Source organism: Actinomadura luteofluorescens, assembly GCF_013409365.1.
In the GTDB taxonomy this organism is placed as follows: domain Bacteria; phylum Actinomycetota; class Actinomycetes; order Streptosporangiales; family Streptosporangiaceae; genus Spirillospora; species Spirillospora luteofluorescens.
The window spans coordinates 2,826,051-2,842,105 of record NZ_JACCBA010000001.1 but is presented as its reverse complement, the minus strand read 5'-3'; the positions used below and the strand labels follow the sequence as shown (position 1 = coordinate 2,842,105).

At 71.5% G+C, this 16,055-nt stretch carries 15 protein-coding genes; 6 read left to right on the top strand and 9 right to left on the bottom strand.

Annotation, left to right across the window (positions count from 1 at the left end):
* Positions 1-56: 56 nt before the first annotated feature.
* From BJY14_RS13155 to BJY14_RS13145, 3 genes are read right to left on the bottom strand one after another with little or no spacing between them, the layout of a single operon-like run.
* Entirely contained in the window at positions 57-1,223 is a 1,167-nt protein-coding gene (locus BJY14_RS13155) for an OmpA family protein (protein ID WP_179843877.1), read from the bottom strand.
* Positions 1,224-1,225: 2 nt separating this feature from the next.
* Positions 1,226-1,792: an OmpA family protein gene (locus BJY14_RS13150; protein WP_179843876.1), complete on the bottom strand. Its 567-nt coding sequence runs from the start codon at positions 1,790-1,792 to the stop codon at positions 1,226-1,228.
* Positions 1,789-2,370 (bottom strand): hypothetical protein, encoded by a 582-nt coding sequence (locus tag BJY14_RS13145; protein WP_179843875.1) that lies wholly within the window; start codon positions 2,368-2,370, stop codon positions 1,789-1,791. Before BJY14_RS13145 ends, BJY14_RS13150 begins: the two co-directional genes overlap by 4 nt.
* Positions 2,371-2,501: 131 nt before the next feature.
* On the opposite strand from BJY14_RS13145, the gene BJY14_RS13140 reads away from it, so the two are divergent.
* The 6 genes from BJY14_RS13140 (at position 2,502) to BJY14_RS13115 (ending at position 9,159) form a co-directional block, all read left to right on the top strand.
* Positions 2,502-3,143 (top strand): helix-turn-helix domain-containing protein, encoded by a 642-nt coding sequence (locus BJY14_RS13140; protein WP_179843874.1) that lies wholly within the window; start codon positions 2,502-2,504, stop codon positions 3,141-3,143.
* A 322-nt stretch (positions 3,144-3,465) separates the two neighbouring features.
* A complete protein-coding gene (gene sdhC / locus BJY14_RS13135) occupies positions 3,466-4,296 on the top strand; it encodes a succinate dehydrogenase subunit SdhC (RefSeq protein ID WP_179843873.1) in 831 nt (276 codons plus the stop codon).
* Between the two features lie 12 nt (positions 4,297-4,308).
* Positions 4,309-6,312: a fumarate reductase/succinate dehydrogenase flavoprotein subunit gene (locus BJY14_RS13130; RefSeq protein ID WP_179843872.1), complete on the top strand. Its 2,004-nt coding sequence runs from the start codon at positions 4,309-4,311 to the stop codon at positions 6,310-6,312.
* On the top strand, positions 6,309-7,079 hold the full coding sequence (locus tag BJY14_RS13125) for a succinate dehydrogenase/fumarate reductase iron-sulfur subunit (protein WP_179843871.1): 771 nt from the start codon (positions 6,309-6,311) through the stop codon (positions 7,077-7,079). The genes BJY14_RS13130 and BJY14_RS13125 overlap by 4 nt, the downstream gene beginning before the upstream one ends.
* A 337-nt stretch (positions 7,080-7,416) precedes the next feature.
* The gene (locus tag BJY14_RS13120) at positions 7,417-8,109 is read left to right on the top strand and encodes a Crp/Fnr family transcriptional regulator (RefSeq protein ID WP_179843870.1); all 693 of its coding nucleotides are present in this window, start codon (positions 7,417-7,419) and stop codon (positions 8,107-8,109) included.
* A 48-nt stretch (positions 8,110-8,157) separates the two neighbouring features.
* Positions 8,158-9,159 carry a LysR family transcriptional regulator gene (locus BJY14_RS13115; protein WP_179843869.1) on the top strand — a complete coding sequence of 334 codons (1,002 nt, stop codon included), beginning with the start codon at positions 8,158-8,160 and terminating at the stop codon, positions 9,157-9,159.
* 181 nt (positions 9,160-9,340) lie between these two features.
* Here BJY14_RS13115 and BJY14_RS13110 read toward each other — a convergent pair whose 3' ends face one another.
* The 6 genes from BJY14_RS13110 to BJY14_RS13085 form a co-directional block, all read right to left on the bottom strand.
* Entirely contained in the window at positions 9,341-9,928 is a 588-nt protein-coding gene (locus tag BJY14_RS13110; RefSeq protein ID WP_179841653.1) for a hypothetical protein, read from the bottom strand.
* 4 nt (positions 9,929-9,932) lie between these two features.
* Positions 9,933-11,708 (bottom strand): tetratricopeptide repeat protein, encoded by a 1,776-nt coding sequence (locus BJY14_RS13105; RefSeq protein ID WP_179843868.1) that lies wholly within the window; start codon positions 11,706-11,708, stop codon positions 9,933-9,935.
* Positions 11,709-11,805: 97 nt separating this feature from the next.
* Positions 11,806-12,552: an arginase family protein gene (locus BJY14_RS13100; protein ID WP_179843867.1), complete on the bottom strand. Its 747-nt coding sequence runs from the start codon at positions 12,550-12,552 to the stop codon at positions 11,806-11,808.
* Between the two features lie 73 nt (positions 12,553-12,625).
* Positions 12,626-13,378 (bottom strand): succinate dehydrogenase/fumarate reductase iron-sulfur subunit, encoded by a 753-nt coding sequence (locus BJY14_RS13095; protein ID WP_179843866.1) that lies wholly within the window; start codon positions 13,376-13,378, stop codon positions 12,626-12,628.
* Positions 13,379-13,380: 2 nt separating this feature from the next.
* Entirely contained in the window at positions 13,381-15,318 is a 1,938-nt protein-coding gene (locus BJY14_RS13090; RefSeq protein ID WP_179849345.1) for a fumarate reductase/succinate dehydrogenase flavoprotein subunit, read from the bottom strand.
* Between the two features lie 18 nt (positions 15,319-15,336).
* On the bottom strand, positions 15,337-16,026 hold the full coding sequence (locus BJY14_RS13085) for a succinate dehydrogenase cytochrome b subunit (RefSeq protein ID WP_179843865.1): 690 nt from the start codon (positions 16,024-16,026) through the stop codon (positions 15,337-15,339).
* Positions 16,027-16,055 lie beyond the last annotated feature (29 nt).

The window sequence follows — 16,055 nt, the reverse complement described above, 5'->3', positions numbered from 1 at the left end:
GCCCGAAGGGGCCCGCGTCGAAGGTGACGGTTCGGACGCTGGGCGGCGTGCGGGCGCTACCGGGCGGCCGAGATGACCACGCGGCGGTTCTTGGCGCGGCCCTCGGGGTCGTCGGAACCGTCCGGCTTGGTGTTGGGAGAGGCCGGCTTGGTCTCGCCGTAGCCGGTGGCCTTGAGGCGGGACCGGGCGATGCCGCCCTCGGAGGCCAGCCAGTCGACGATGGCCTGCGCGCGGCGCAGGGAGAGGGCCTGGTTGGACGCCGTGTCGCCCTTGGCGTCGGTGTGGCCGTCGACCTGGACGGTCGCGCGGTCCGGGACCTCCTCGCCCAGCGACTTGGCGATCTTGCCCAGCTCGGCCGCCGCGGCGGGCTTGATCTCGGCCTCGCCGAAGTCGAAGAGGACGTCCGCCTCGATGTTGTAGGCGATGCTGTCGTCGCCCTTGATGACCTGCCCGGGCCCGGCAACGTAGGACTTGAGGGACACCCCGGGGACGCTGACGCCGGGGATGTTGACGCCCGGGGCCGTGACGCTGGGCACGGACACCGAAGGCAGGCATTCCCCCTGGTCGTTGCAGGTACGCGGACGGTACAGGCCGCTGCGGTAGGCCGAACTGCGGTACAGCCCGCTGCGGTAGACCCCGGACCGGTACACGGAGCTGACGTACTCGCCCTTCTTCGACGGCTTGCTCTGGCAGACCTCCGCGCTGGAGACGGCGGGCTGGCTGACCGACTTGCTCGACACGGCCGCCTGCTCGACCGCCGGTGCGTCGATCCCGCGGGCCTTGACCCCGGGGATCCGCACGGCCGGGATCGTCACGGCCGGGATCGAGGTCCCGGGGATGCTGACCGCCCCGAGGCAGCCGCCCGGGGCGGGCCTGTGCTCGACGCACTGGGCCGGGACCCGCTGGGCGGGGATGTCCACGCCCGGGATCGTGACGGCCGGGATCCTCTGGCCGCCGATCACGGCCTCGGGGATCCGCACCGGGTCGCCGTGCACGGCCGGGATCTCGACCGCTGCGATCAGCCGGCCGCCGCCGGGGCAGCTCGACGGCTCCGGAGTGGGCGTCGCGGCGGGCGTCGCCGGGGCGCCGCCCGTCCGGTCGTGCCCGCCTCCGGCTCGCTCGGGTCGCCCGTCGCCTCCGCACGCGGCCAGGCACAGACCCGCCGCCAGGGTGACGGCGAGTGCTCGCGGCGCCCGCCGCCCGATGTCGTCCCTCCGGACCATCGTCAGCTCTTTTCGTAGGTGATCTCGACTCGGCGGTTCTTTGCGCGGCCGGCGGGGTCGTCCTTGCCGCCCTGCTCGTTGGGGGCGACGGGCTTGGTCTCGCCGTAGCCCTTGGCCTCGATCCGCGTGCTCGTCCCGGTCAGGGCGTTCGCGAGCTCGGCCTTGACCGCTTCGGCGCGCTGCTCGGACAGCGAGAGGTTGTAGGCGGGGTCCCCGATGGAGTCGGAGTGCCCCGCCACCTGGACGGCGCCCCGGGCGCCGCGGAGGCGGGGAGCCAGCTCGGCGATGCGGCGGCGGGCGGTGGCGGTGAGCGTCGCCTTGCCGAAGTCGAACAGGACGTCCGCCGAGATGCGGACGGTGACCTGCCCCCCGTCGCCTTCTTCCTCCTCCAGGGGGATGACCGCCTCCCGCAGGTCGATGCCGTGCACGGAGGTGCCGGCGTCGATGGACAGGACACTCTGGGACCGGTTCGGTTCCGGCACTCCGGGGTCGGCCCCGGCGACGGCCGGGACGGCGAGCACGAGGGCCAGGGCGCTCGCGAGGACGGCCGGGCGGCGCACGCGGCTCACCGCTGGACCGGGACGTCGCGGAACGTGGGCCACGTGCCGATCTGCACGTCGACGGTCTTCACGTTCTCGGGCGGGGCGGCGAACGTGAAGTAGAAGGGGGTGGTCTGCCCGTTGGTCATGTGCGTGAAGATCTCGTCGGTCTGGAGCTCCTTGCCGGCGGAGTCCTTCACCACGACGTACCGCTTGAGGTTGACCGCGTCGATCAGCGAGGTGCCGAGGCCGTGCTCCCCGTTGAGGCGGTAGGCGTTGAGGCGGACCGTGTCCCCGACGGGGACGTGCGGGGTGAGCTGGGCGGTGAGGGTGGCGAGCTGTCCCTTGGCCTTGAGGCCCATGAGGGCGATGTCGATCTTGGCGCCCTGGGCCATCGGGCTGTCGAAGGTGCCCTTCACCAACGGCTTGGAGACGTCGTCGAAGCTCGCCTTGCCGAGGGAACCCTCGGCCTTCCTGCCGCCCGACGGGGACGAGGGCGAGGACGAGGACGCGGACCCGCCCGTCCCCGGCAGGTCGCAGCCGGCCAGGCCGCCGGTGAGGAGCAGAGCCGTCGCGGTGGCGGCGGTCAGGCGATGTGCCAGGCCCATCGTCGTTCCCTTTCGATCTGTCACATATGCAAATGCTGTTTTCCGTGGCACCATGACGTCGTGCGCCGCAGTTCCGTGTGCGGTCGTGAATCTAGCGTTTGCATCTGTAAATCGTCAAGGGGGGCGGAGAGGTGAGCGTCGCCGAGGACACGATCGTCCGGAACCGCGCGCTGCAGACCGAGTGGTACGGCGAGCCGCTCGGCGAGCGCGTCCGGCCGCTGCTCGACCGCCTCGGGATGTCGCAGTCGGGGCTCGCCGGCGTGCTCGGGCTGTCGGCGCCGATGCTCTCCCAGCTGATGTCGGGCCAGCGCGCCAAGATCAGCAATCCGGCCGTCCTGCACCGGCTGATGGCCGTCGAGGACCTCGTCGCCGGGCCCGGCTTCGACGCGCTGAGCCCCGCCGGGATCCAGGCGCGCCTGGAGGAGATCAAGGCGGACTCGGCGGCCACCACGTCGGGGATGCGCGGCGCGGTCTCCGGGCGCGTTCCCGCCGGCCCCGCGCCGGCGGGCCGCGAGGGCGCGGCGGAGCGCGCGGGCGGGCGCGCCGCGGCCGAGCCGGCGCGGCTCGTCCAGGCCCTGCTGCGCGAGGTGGCGTCCGCTGCCGAGATCGAGGCGGCCGCCGGGCTGATCGCCGGCCGCTTCCCCGACCTCGCCGAGGTGCTGCGGGTCTACGGGGCCGGCCGTACGAGCGAGGCCGAGGCGCACTTCGCCCGGACCGTGCTGAAGGAGCCCGCGGCGGAGGACGGACGAGGCGACCGCGCGGTCATGCCGTAGCGGTCTCGTCTCGATTCAATTTGATCATAACGACTGGTTATGGCTTCCGGGGGCCGCGAAAGGGCTTTGAGCGGGCTAAAGTCTGTGGTCAGGGTCACATGCGGGTGTGCCTGTTATGTATGTCACAGCTCCTGGCGGGTGGCGTAGGGTCGCTCCACTGGAAGCGCACACGAGGCGTCACCGCCCGCATGCGGCACGGTCTCCGGCCGCCGCGCGCGGCCCGGCCGGGGGCGCCCCGCCGCCGGCCAGGGCGCGGACGGCCGCATGGTGCGCGCGGACCGTGGTACGGGGACACGACGACCCGAGCTCAGGAGAGCGATCGATGACCACTGTGGAGGCGCCGGCCAAGTCGCGCGCCCAGATCAAGGAACGCACCCTCCGCAAGGACAACTGGCGCCTGTATCCGGTCACGACCTTCGTGATCTTCACGGCATGGGTGGTGTACGCGACCGTCCGCGCCTTCTGGGGCTCGGCCTTCTACGTGCCGCAGTACCACTACCTGACGCCGTTCTACTCCCCGTGCCTGAACGAGATCTGCAACAACGTCACGGTGGACGGCCACACGGGCGACGCGGCGGAGTTCGGCACCTTCCTCCCGGCGGCCACCCGCGGCTGGATCCCCTTCGCGGCGATCTCGCTGCCGTTCCTGCTGCTGTTCCGGCTGACGTGCTACTACTACCGCAAGGCGTACTACCGCTCGTTCTGGGCGTCGCCGTCCGCGTGCGCCGTCCGCGAGCCGCACGGCAAGTACACCGGTGAGCGCCGCTTCCCCCTGATCGGCCAGAACCTGCACCGGTACTTCTGGCTCGCCGCCTTCGCCATCTCCCTCATCAACACCTGGGACGCGGTCCGCGCCTTCCACGGCAAGGACGGCGGGTTCGGCATCGGGCTCGGCACGGTCATCCTGGTCGCGAACGTGGTCCTGCTGTGGCTGTACACGCTGTCGTGCCACTCGTGCCGGCACATCGTGGGCGGCCGGCTGAAGAACTTCTCCAAGCACCCCTTCCGCTACCGGATGTGGGGCTGGGTGTCCAAGATCAACCAGCGCCACGGGATGTACGCCCTGATCACCCTGGGCTCGCTGGTGGCAGCGGACCTGTACGTCGCGCTGGTCGCCAGCGGCACCATCTCCGACCTGCGCATCTTCAACTGAGGCCAAGGAATCATGACTGAGATCGAGAGGCACCTCTACGACGTCGTGGTGATCGGCGCGGGCGGCGCCGGGCTGCGCGCGGCGATCGAGGCGCGCCTCCAGGGCAAGAAGACCGCGATCATCTCCAAGTCGCTGTTCGGCAAGGCCCACACGGTGATGGCCGAGGGTGGCGCCGCCGCGGCGATGGGCAACGTCAACGCCAACGACAACTGGATGGTCCACTTCCGCGACACCATGCGCGGCGGCAAGTTCATGAACAGCTGGCGGATGGCGGAGCTGCACGCCAAGGAGGCCCCGGAGCGCATCTGGGAGCTGGAGCTGTGGGGCGCGCTGTTCGACCGCACCAAGGACGGCAAGATCAGCCAGCGGAACTTCGGCGGGCACGAGTACCCGCGGCTGGCGCACGTCGGCGACCGGACGGGCCTGGAGCTGATCCGCACCGCCCAGCAGAAGATCGTCGCCCTCCAGCAGGAGGACCACGCCGAGCACGGCGACTACGAGGCCAAGCTGAAGGTCTGGGCCGAGACGACGGTCACGCGGCTGCTGAAGGACGACGACGGCAAGGTCTGCGGCGCGTTCGGCTACGTCCGGGAGACCGGGAAGTTCGTCGTGTTCGAGGCGCCCGCGGTGGTGCTGGCGACCGGCGGCATCGGCAAGGCGTTCAAGGTCACGTCCAACTCCTGGGAGTACACGGGGGACGGGCACGCGCTGGCCCTGCTCGCGGGCGGATCGCTGCTGAACATGGAGTTCGTCCAGTTCCACCCCACGGGGATGGTCTGGCCGCCGTCGGTCAAGGGCATCCTCGTGACGGAGTCGGTGCGCGGCGACCGCGGCGTCCTGCGCAACTCCGAGGGCAAGCGGTTCATGTTCGACTACATCCCCGAGGTCTTCAAGAACCAGTACGCCACCACCGAGGAGGAGGGCGACCGCTGGTACGACGACCCCGACAACAACAAGCGCCCGCCCGAGCTGCTGCCGCGCGACGAGGTGGCGCGCGCGATCAACTCCGAGGTCAAGGCGGGACGGGGATCGCCGCACGGCGGGGTCTTCCTCACCGTCGTCGACCGGATGCCGGGCGGCGCCGCCGAGATCGTCAAGCGGCTGCCCTCGATGTACCACCAGTTCAAGGAGCTGGCGGACGTCGACATCACCAAGGAGCCGATGGAGGTCGGCCCGACCTGCCACTACGTGATGGGCGGGGTGGAGGTCGACCCCGACACCGGCGCGGCCAAGGTGCCCGGCCTGTTCGCGGCGGGCGAGGTCTCCGGCGGCATGCACGGCTCGAACCGGCTCGGCGGCAACTCGCTGTCGGACCTGCTGGTGTTCGGCCGCCGGGCGGGGCTCGGCGCGTCGGAGTACGTGGACGCCCTTCCCGCGCGTCCCGCCGTCCCCGACGCCGAGATCGAGGCGGCGACGGCCGAGGCGATGGCCCCGTTCGAGCGGGAGGGCGGCGAGAACCCCTACGCCGTCCACGCCGAGCTCCAGCAGACGATGAACGAGCTGGTCGGCATCATCCGCAAGGAGGAGGAGCTGCAGCAGGCGATCGCGTCGCTCGGCAAGCTCCGCGAGCGGGTCGCCAACGTCAGCGTCGACCCCGTCGCGGTCGGCGACGGGCGCGGCTACCACCCGGGCTGGCACCTCGCGCTGGACCTGCGCAACATGCTGCTGGTGTCCGAGGCGGTCGCGAAGGCGGCGCTGGAGCGCCAGGAGAGCCGCGGCGGCCACACCCGCGACGACTACCCGGGCATGTCCGCGGAGTGGCGGAAGATCAACCTGGTCTGCTCGCTGGCCGGCGACCCGTCCTCCCCGCACGTCGAGCTGAGGCGCCAGCCGCTGACGCCGATGCGGACGGACCTGCTCGAACTGTTCGACAACGACGAGCTGAAGAAGTACCTGAGCGCCGAGGAGCTGCCGACGCCCCCCGCCGGGCAGGCCCCCGCCGGCGAGGAGAAGGACGCGCCGGAGCCGGACGCGGCCGCCGCCGACGCCGCGGAGAACGAGGAGGACGGCCGATGAGCTACGAGGCGAAGTTCAAGGTCTGGCGCGGCGACGACGGCGCGGGCGAGCTCACCGACTACACGGTCGAGGTGAACGAGGGCGAGGTCGTCCTCGACATCATCCACCGGCTGCAGGCCACGCAGGCGCCCGACCTCGCCGTCCGGTGGAACTGCAAGGCCGGCAAGTGCGGGTCGTGCTCCGCGGAGGTCAACGGCATGCCGCGGCTGCTGTGCATGACCCGGATGTCGACCTTCGACCCGGAGGAGACGATCACCGTCACCCCGGTCCGCACGTTCCCGGTGATCCGCGACCTGGTCACGGACGTGTCGTACAACTACCAGAAGGCCCGGGAGGTCCCCTCGTTCGACCCGGGGGACGCCAAGCCGGGCGAGCTGCGCATGCAGCAGGTGGACGTCGAGCGCTCGCAGGAGTTCCGCAAGTGCATCGAGTGCTTCCTGTGCCAGAACGTCTGCCACGTCATCCGTGACCACGAGGAGAACAAGCCCGAGTACGCGGGCCCGCGCTACCTCATGCGGATCGCGGAGCTGGAGATGCACCCGGCGGACCAGGCCGACCGCCGCAACATCGCGCAGGACGACCACGGTCTCGGCTTCTGCAACATCACCAAATGCTGCACCGAGGTCTGCCCGGAGCACATCAAGATCACCGACAACGCGCTGATCCCGATGAAGGAGCGTGTCGTCGGCCGCAGGTACGACCCGCTGGTGTGGCTCGGCAGCAAGCTCGGCATCGTGCGCAAGGGCGAGGACACCCCGTCCGCCTGACCTGCCCGCCCGGCCTGCCCGGCTTTTCGCGAACGTCCCCCGCCGCCCCGCGCGACGGGGGACGTTCGCGTCTTTCCGCCGCTTCCCGTCACGGGACGCCGTTCTGGCAGGCGGCGCTCCGTGGCCCGGCGGGCGGCGTGCCCCCGGCCCGCCGCCCGCCGTTCCGCCGTTCCCCGTGAACGTCGTGGACGCCTGGACGACCACCGGCCGTACACGCCGCGTCCAACACTGGCGCACCCTCGAATGTTCGAGTAGGGATAAGTGCACACAACGCGTGATTGAACCGTGATTCTTTCCCGGGAGGCGGGAACGCTCCAGGCCCTTTAGCGTTGTGGGCATGAGCGTCCTCGAAGGTTCGTTCCTCGGCGATCTCACCCCGGCGGAACGCGAGGAGCTGGCGGCCTGCGGCCGCGTCCGCGAGTTCGACCGGGGAGAGGCCCTCTTCGCCGAGGGGGAGGATCCCGGCTGGGTGGCGATCCTGCTGCAGGGCCGGGTCAAGGCGTGCGCCTACCGGGAGGACGGCGGCCAGACCGTCCTGGCGGTGCGCGGCCCGGGGGCGCTGCTCGGCGAGGTCGGCGCGATCGACGGGCTGCCCCGGTCGGCGACGGTCACGGCGCTCGAACCGGTGCGGGCGCTCGCGGTCACGGCCGACGAGTTCATGATGTTCCTGCAGGCCCACGGCCGCGTCTCCGTCCTCATCATGCGGATGCTGTGCCATCGCTGGCGCGACGCCGACCGCAAGCGCGTCGAGTTCGGCATGTTCGACGCGACGGGACGGGTGGCGCAGCGCCTCGTGGAGCTGGCGGAGCGTTTCGGCGTGCCCTACGACCGCCGGACGGACGCCGCGGGCAGCGACAGCGTCCAGATCACGCTGAACCTGTCGCAGGAGGAGCTGGCGGGCTGGGTGGGCGCGTCCCGCGAGGCGGTCAGCAAGGCCCTGCGCACGCTGCGCAGGCACGGCTGGATAGAGACGGGCCGCCGCCGCCTCATCGTCCACGACCTCCAGGCTTTACGCCGCCACGCGCGCTAACCCGGTGCGCCCGGAGGGCGCGCAACGGCGACCCGTACGCTGTGCAGGGTGCAGTTGCAGCAGCTCGCCTACTTCGTCGCGGTCGCCGAGGTACGCCACTTCACGCAGGCCGCCGAGCTGCTGCGCGTCGCGCAGCCTTCGCTGTCCAAGCAGATCCGCGCGCTGGAGAACGAGCTGAACGTGTCGCTGTTCAGCCGCGCGCGGGGCAACATCACTCTGACTCCCGCCGGTGAGGCGCTGCTCCCGCTGGCGAAGCGCATACTGGCCGATGTCGACACGGCCCGCCTGGAAGTGCAGGAGCTGGTCGGCCTCAAGCGTGGGCGGGTACGGCTCGGCGCGACGCCGTCCCTGTGCGCAGGCCTGCTGGCGGACGTCCTGCGCCGTTTCCACGACACCTATCCCGGGATCCAGCTCCTCGTCGAGGAGGGCGGCTCGCGGGACCTCGTCCGGGAGCTGACGCGCGGCTCGCTCGACATGGCCCTGGTCATCCTCCCCCTGCACGGCGACCCGCCCCTGGACACCACGCCGATCCTGCGCGAGTACCTGGTGGTGGCCTCCCCGGCGGGGCCCGAGCCGGGCGCCCCGGAGCGCTCCCCGAAGGCCGCGCCGCTCCCGCGCCGCTCGTACCTGCGCATCGAGGACCTGCAGAACCGCCCGCTGGTGATGTTCCGTCCTGGATACGACCTGCGCGAGGCGACGATCAGCGCGTGCAGGGCCGCCGGGTTCGAGCCGAGGTTCGCGGTCGAGGGCGGCGAGATGGACGCCGTCCTGCGTTTCGTGGAGGTCGGGCTCGGCATCGCGGTCGTCCCCAGCATGGTGCTGGCCGGACGCCCCGGCCTGCGCGGGACCCCGCTCGTCCTGGCGGACGAGGAGGCGCGCCGCGGCCGCCACGGCCCGGGCCTGCTCCGCACCATCGCGCTCGCGCACCGCAAGGACGTCGAGCTCACCCACGCCGCCCGGGCGTTCCAGGAGACTCTGCAGACCTTCCTCGTGGAGGCCGCCCTGGCCGGCAGCCTCCCCGCCGGCGTCGAGACTCTCGTTAACGCCTAGGGGCCTGTCTCGAAGTGGCCTCGGCCGCGCGCGCGAACGCGTGACCTGGCCGGTGGAGCGATGCCGGAGGCGAGCGGAGCCGGGCAGATCGCGAAGCGATGCCGCGTTCGCTCAGGCCCGGTCACGTAGCGAGCCGCCAGGCGAGCGAAGTGGGCCGGGACGTTGAAACACAGCCGGGCCGTCAGACCTGCTGGAGGGTCAGGTAGTCGGCGGGGACGAGGTGGGGCGGGTTGGCGGCCTGGGTGGCGCCGGGTTCGATGATGCGGAACATGTCGAACAGGACGATCGGCACCTCGCGGCCCAGGATCTTCTGGACGAGGCCCGTGGAGTGCAGGTGGCGCGCGGCGTCGATGCAGAGGTCGTCGAAGTGGGCGCAGAGCTTCTCGTCCTGCTCCTCTTCCGCGTCGTCGTCGCCGGGCTCGTACCAGAGGCCGAGGCGCTTCACCTCCTCCAGGTAGAGGGCGCCGCCTTCGGGGTCGGCGGGGTGGTGGCCCGCCGGGGCGGACTCCTCCAGCAGCATGTAGGCGTAGCTCCACCGCACCTCCAGCGGGTCCGCGGAGGCGCCTTCGAGGTTCTGCCGGACGTTGCTCTCGGTGTTGTAGCCGATCGCCATGTACGGGTCGTAGGGGTAGTCCCAGAGTTCGTTGACGGTCGAGAACTCGCCGTGCGAGATCCGGAGCGAGATGACGTAGATGTCGGGGCGGAGGGCCTCGGGGAACGCGTGCAGGGAGTCCTCGGCGGCCCGGCGCATGTGCTGCTGGAGGGTCATCCCTTCATGATCGCGGATCGAGGGAGCGCAGGCGCGCGAGGACGCCGGCGGTGTGCGGGGTCTGGAGGTCCTCGAAGATGGCGAGGGCGCGCAGCCAGCAGTCGCGGGCGGCGTCCGGGCGGGACATCTGCATGTGGGCGCGGCCGAGGTTGTAGAGGGTCTCGCCCTGGCCGGAGCGGTCGCCGAACTCGCGGAAGACGTCCAGCGCCTTCTCGTAGTGGACGATGGCGGTGTGCAGGCGGCGCAGGCCGTGGTGGGCGTAGCCGAGGCCGTGCAGGGTCCAGCCGAGGGTCCGCCCGTCGGCCTCCAGCGCGATGCCGTGGGCCTGCTCGAAGTGGTCGAGGGACGAGCCGAAGTCGGCGAGCCCGGCATAGGCGTAGCCGAGGGCCGTCAGGGCGCGCCCGGTGTTGCGGCGGTCGCCCACCGCCGCGGCCAGCAGCACCGACCGGCGGTGGTGGGCGACGGCCTCGCGGTACCGCTGGAGGCGGCGGCAGGCGTAGCCGAGCCCGTGCAGGGCCCACGCCTCGCCCCGGACGTCGCCGAGCCGGGAGAACACCTCGCACGCCGTGGTGAACAGCTCGGCGGACTCCTCGAAACGCCACCGGTTCTGGCTGGCGTAGCCGAGGCCGCCGAGCACGTAGGCGATGCCGAGCTCGTCGCCGAGGAGGCGCGCGGACGCCAGACCGCTGCGCAGCGCCTCGCTCCAGTCGGTCCGGGGGCCGCGGAGGAAGAAGAACGCCCACAGGGCGAGGGGGAGCCGCCAGGCGATGTCGTGGTGGCCTTCGGCCGCGGCGGCGCGGGCGGCGGCGACGAGGTTGAGCCGCTCGGTCTCGCACCAGTGCCGGGCCTCGTCGGCGGTGGCGAACCGGAGGGCGCGGCGCGGTTCGTCCGGCAGCGGCGGGGCGGTGATGCGGTCGGGGCACAGCAGGCGGCGCGCGTTGTCGGCGGTGCCGAGATACCAGCCGAGGAGGCGGCGGAGGGCGGCCGAGCGCTCCTGCGGCGCGAGCCCTGAGCCGGGGCCGGGGTCGGGCACGCCGTACCGGCCCTCGGCGCGCTCCACCACGCCGAGGTCGCCGAGCAGGAGCCGCGCCTCGGCGTCGGGGACGTCCATGAGGGCGGCCGCGGCCGGGACGGAGATCTCCGCGCCGGGGTGCAGGGCGAGCAGCCGGAGGGCGTGGGCGGTGTCCTCTTGCGGCCAGGTGTCCGGCGGCCGCATCCAGGCCCGCTCCCGGAGCTCCTTGACCGCGACCTGCGCGGGACGGAAGGCGGCCGCGCGGCACGCGGGGTTCTGCCGCACGACCTCCTCGAAGAACCAGCCGGAGGTGATCAGCGCGAGGACGCCGGGGGAGGTGCGCAGCGCGTCCCTGAGGGGGTCGGCGGCCAGCAGCCGGAACGCCGTGTTGATCGCGGTTCCGGCGACGCCGTGGTCGTCGTGGTGGATCTCGCCGGCGTGCACGGCGACGCGGACCCTGATGCGGGCGTCCGGCGGGGCGCCGCCGTTGTGCCGCTCCAGCAGGGCGGCCAGCCGCGCCGGGAACCGGCCGGCCACCAGTTCCTTCGGCACGTCCGGCCGGATGAGGATCATGGCCCCGTCGCCCCGGTCCTCGCAGTAGCAGGAGGCCGCGGGCACGCCGGACTCGTCGAGGGCCCGCCGCAGGGCGCGGTATAAGCCCGCGCGGACGGCGAGCTGGTCCCCGTTCGTGCGGCGCCCGTAGCCCTCGACGTCCAGGCACAGGATCGTCCGGTGCACCGCCGGGCCGGCGCCGCCTGCACAGTGCATTAGCTCGTGCATATGCACCCCCTCATGCATGTGCGGCGCATGTTACGGCAAGATCAGCACCTGTCGAAGCGCTTGAGCGGACCGGCCGGCGGCCGGATCAGGCGGTCAGGAGATCCTTGAGCAGCCGGGCGCGGATGGCGTCGTCGCCGTCCCGCGGCGGATGCCAGGGGCAGGCGACGTCCAGGGCGGCCACGCGGCCGGTGGCCATGATCCGGTGGACGGACGCGACGACCGCGTCGCGGGACGGCCCTTCGCCGACGGGGAACTTCAGCCCGGGCAGTTCAGCGGCGTCGATGACGTCCACGTCGATGTGCAGCAGCAGGGGCCCCGGGGGCAGCTCGACGTCGCCGACCGGGCAGCGCTTCACCTGCGAGGACGCGAGGAACTCCGCCTCGGCCGGGTCGAGGTCGCGGGCGTCCACCAGGACGGCGCGGTCCTCCGGCAGCGTGCGCAGGCCCAGCCGGTCGGGCAGGAGCGCGGTGTCGGCGCCGAGGATCTGCCGGAGCGGCATCCCGCCGATGTAGCCGGACGTCGAGCTGTCCACCGTGTGGACGTCGCCGTGCGCGTCGAACCACACCACGGAGGCGTCCACCCCGGCCTTCTGCACGCCCGCGAGGACGGCCTCGGCGGTCAGGCAGTCGCCCGACACCACGCGCGGCATCGAACCGCCGTCGATCTGGCGGGCGACCTCGTCGACGACCGGCGCGAACAGCGCCGCGACGCGCTGCCACACGTCGCCGCCGGGGAGCTCCGGCGTGACGGCGACGACGTCGAGGCCGGAGAGGGGGAAGGACGCGCCGGGGAGGCGTTCGTCCTGGTGGTAGGGCAGGAGTGTGACCGTCATGCGGACACATTAGAACGGTCCCGCCCGGTACTCCGGGCGGGACCGAGAACAAGGGGCGGCCGCGGGGCGCCTTCTACCGCTTCTTCCCTCCGGCGGTCGCCTTCAGGTAGTCGTGGTTCAGCCGTCCGATGACGTCCAGCGGGATGCCCTTCGGGCACGCGACGGTGCACTCGCCGGTGTTGGTGCAGCCGCCGAAGCCCTCCTCGTCGTGGGTGTCCAGCATGGACACGACGCGGTCCCAGCGCTCGGGCTGGCCCTGCGGCATCAGGCCGAGGTGGGTGACCTTGGCGCCGAGGAACAGGGCGGCCGAGCCGTTCGGGCAGGCCGCGACGCAGGCGCCGCAGCCGATGCACTCGGCGGCCTCGAACGCCCGGTCGGCGTCGGGCTTCGGGACGGGCGTCGCGTGCGCCTCGGGGGCGGTGCCGGTCGGCGCGGTGATGTAGCCGCCCGCCTGGATCATCCGGTCGAACGCCGACCGGTCGACGACCAGGTCCTTGACGACCGGGAACGCCTTGGCCCGCCACGGCTCGACGTCGATGACCTCGCCGTCCTTGAACTTGCGCATGTGGAGCTGGCACGTGGTGGTGGCGCGCTCCGGGCCGTGCGGGGTGCCGTTGATGACCAGCGAGCACATGCCGCAGATGCCCTCGCGGCAGTCGTGGTCGAACGCGACGGGCTCCTCGCCGGAGGCGATGAGCTTCTCGTTGAGGACGTCCAGCATCTCCAGGAACGAGGCGTCGGGGGAGACGTCGTCGAGCTTGTACTCGACCATCCCGCCCTTGTCCTGCGGGCCGCTCTGGCGCCAGACGCGCAGTGTGAGCTTCATGATTACTTGTACGACCTCTGCGTGGGCTTGACGTACTCGAAGTTGAGGGCCTCCTTGTGGAGGACGGGCTGCGCGTCCTCCCCGGCCCATTCCCAGGCGGCGACGTAGCCGAAGTTGTCGTCGTCGCGCTTGGCCTCGCCGTCCTCGTCCTGGCTCTCGGCCCGGAAGTGGCCGCCGCAGGACTCGGCGCGGTGCAGCGCGTCGACGACCATCAGCTCGGCCAGCTCGAAGAAGTCGGCGACGCGGCCCGCCTTCTCCAGCTGCTGGTTCAGCTCCTCGCCCTTGCCGGTGACCTTGACGCGCGTCCAGAACTCCTCGCGCAGCGCCGGGATGAGGTCCAGCGCCTTGCGCAGCCCCTCCTCGGTGCGCTCCATGCCGCAGTACTCCCACATGATGTGGCCGAGCTCGCGGTGGAAGGAGTCGACGGAGCGGTCGCCGTCGATCGACAGCAGCCGCTCGATGCGCGTCCGCACCCGCTCCTGCGCCTCGCCGATCGCCGTCTCGGCGACCGGGGGGAGGCTGTTGCGGGCGATGTAGTCGCCGATGGTGTTCGGCAGGACGAAGTAGCCGTCGGCGAGGCCCTGCATCAGCGCGGAGGCGCCCAGCCGGTTCGCGCCGTGGTCGGAGAAGTTCGCCTCGCCGATGACGAACAGGCCCGGGACCGTGGACTCCAGGTCGTAGTCCACCCACAGGCCGCCCATCGTGTAGTGGACGGCGGGGTAGATGCGCATCGGGGTGTCGTAGGGGTTCTCCCCGGTGATGCGCTCGTACATCTCGAAGAGGTTGCCGTACTTGGCCTCGACCTTGTCCCGGCCGAGGCGCGCGATCGCGTCGGCGAAGTCGAGGTAGACGCCGAGCCCGCCAGGGCCGACGCCGCGCCCCTCGTCGCAGACGTTCTTGGCCGCGCGGGAGGCGATGTCGCGCGGGACGAGGTTGCCGAAGGACGGGTAGATGCGCTCCAGATAGTAGTCGCGCTCGTCCTCGGGGATGTCGTAGGGCCTGCGGGTGTCGCCGGCCTTCTTCGGCACCCACACGCGGCCGTCGTTGCGCAGCGACTCCGACATCAGCGTCAGCTTCGACTGGTGGTCGCCGCTGACCGGGATGCACGTCGGGTGGATCTGGGTGTAGCAGGGGTTGGCGAACAGGGCGCCGTGCCGGTGGGCGCGCCAGGACGCGGTGACGTTCGAGCCCATCGCGTTCGTGGACAGGAAGTACACGTTGCCGTAGCCGCCGGACGCCAGCACCACCGCGTCCGCCGTGTAGTGCTTGATCTCGCCGTCGATGAGGTTCCGGACGACGACGCCGCGCGCCCGCCCGTCCTCCATGATCAGGTCGAGCATCTCGTGCCGCGGGTACAGCTCCACGTTCCCGGCGTCCACCTGCCGCATCAGCGCCTGGTAGGCGCCGAGGAGCAGCTGCTGGCCCGTCTGGCCGCGCGCGTAGAAGGTCCGGGAGACCTGCGTGCCGCCGAAGGAGCGGTTGTCGAGCAGGCCGCCGTACTCGCGGGCGAACGGGACGCCCTGCGCGACGCACTGGTCGATGATCTGCCGGGAGATGTCGGCGAGCCGGTACACGTTGGACTCGCGGGACCGGAAGTCGCCGCCCTTGACCGTCTCGTAGAACAGCCGGTACACGCTGTCGCCGTCGTTGCGGTAGTTCTTGGCGGCGTTGATGCCGCCCTGCGCGGCGATCGAGTGGGCGCGGCGCGGGGAGTCCTGGAAGCAGAACTGCTGGACGTGGTAGCCGGCCTCGCCGAGGGTGGCCCCGGCCGAGCCGCCGGCCAGCCCCGTGCCGATGATGATGATCTTCTTCTTGCGCTTGTTGGCCGGGTTGACCTGCTTGGCCTCGAACTTGCGGGTCGTCCAGCGCTCCTCGATGGCGCCGGCCGGGGCCTTGGCGTCGGCGATCGGCTCGCCGGACGTGTAGTAGCCGTGGGTCATGTCGTCAGCTGCCATGGATCAGCTCACCCATCCGAACGTGATGGAGACGGGGACGGCGACGAAGCCGAGCGTGACGAGCGCGGCGGTGGTCGCGGCGAGGCCCCGCAGGGCGTTGTGGCTGCGCGGCGTGCGCAGTCCCAGCGTCTGGAAGGCGCTCCAGATGCCGTGGTTGAGGTGGAGGCCCACCAGCAGGATCGCGACGACGTACCAGACCGTGATGTACCAGCGGGACGGGTCGAAGTCGGCGACCATCCGCTCGTAGGGGGTGGCGTCGGCGCCCTTGGGGTTCAGGGCGAAGAACGTGAGGTCGAGCAGGTGCCAGATGATGTAGACGGCGATGATGATCCCGCCGTACCGCATCGTCCGGACGGCGTAGCCCTGCGCGTGCGACTTCTTCTTCGACTGGTACTTGACGGGACGCGCGTGCGCCGCGCGCTTGCCGAGCGACACCGCCGACCACATGTGCAGGACGACCGAGACGCCGAGCACCAGCTCGATGACCGTCAGCACCGTCCGCCGCGGCACGGCGGGCTCGCCCATCGTGCGCAGCCACTCGGCGTAGTGGTTGAAATCCTCCGCGCCGAGGAAGATCTTCAGGTTCCCGATCATGTGCGCGACCAGGTACAGCACGAGGATGCCGCCGGTGACGGCCATCACGGCCTTCTTGCCGACGGTCGATCGGTAGATCGCAGGTATCGCTATAGCCACGGCCTGCACGCTATGTCCGGTTCGGCGAT

Coding starts and splice junctions, on each gene's coding strand:
- BJY14_RS13155 (WP_179843877.1), bottom strand. CDS start 1,223: ATGGTCCGGAGGGACGACATCGGGCGGCGGGCGCCGCGAGCACTCGCC.
- BJY14_RS13110 (WP_179841653.1), bottom strand. CDS start 9,928: ATGACCCTCCAGCAGCACATGCGCCGGGCCGCCGAGGACTCCCTGCAC.
- BJY14_RS13090 (WP_179849345.1), bottom strand. CDS start 15,318: ATGACCCACGGCTACTACACGTCCGGCGAGCCGATCGCCGACGCCAAG.
- BJY14_RS13125 (WP_179843871.1), top strand. CDS start 6,309: ATGAGCTACGAGGCGAAGTTCAAGGTCTGGCGCGGCGACGACGGCGCG.
- sdhC (WP_179843873.1), top strand. CDS start 3,466: ATGACCACTGTGGAGGCGCCGGCCAAGTCGCGCGCCCAGATCAAGGAA.
- BJY14_RS13105 (WP_179843868.1), bottom strand. CDS start 11,708: ATGCACTGTGCAGGCGGCGCCGGCCCGGCGGTGCACCGGACGATCCTG.
- BJY14_RS13100 (WP_179843867.1), bottom strand. CDS start 12,552: ATGACGGTCACACTCCTGCCCTACCACCAGGACGAACGCCTCCCCGGC.
- BJY14_RS13130 (WP_179843872.1), top strand. CDS start 4,309: ATGACTGAGATCGAGAGGCACCTCTACGACGTCGTGGTGATCGGCGCG.
- BJY14_RS13095 (WP_179843866.1), bottom strand. CDS start 13,378: ATGAAGCTCACACTGCGCGTCTGGCGCCAGAGCGGCCCGCAGGACAAG.
- BJY14_RS13145 (WP_179843875.1), bottom strand. CDS start 2,370: ATGGGCCTGGCACATCGCCTGACCGCCGCCACCGCGACGGCTCTGCTC.
- BJY14_RS13120 (WP_179843870.1), top strand. CDS start 7,417: ATGAGCGTCCTCGAAGGTTCGTTCCTCGGCGATCTCACCCCGGCGGAA.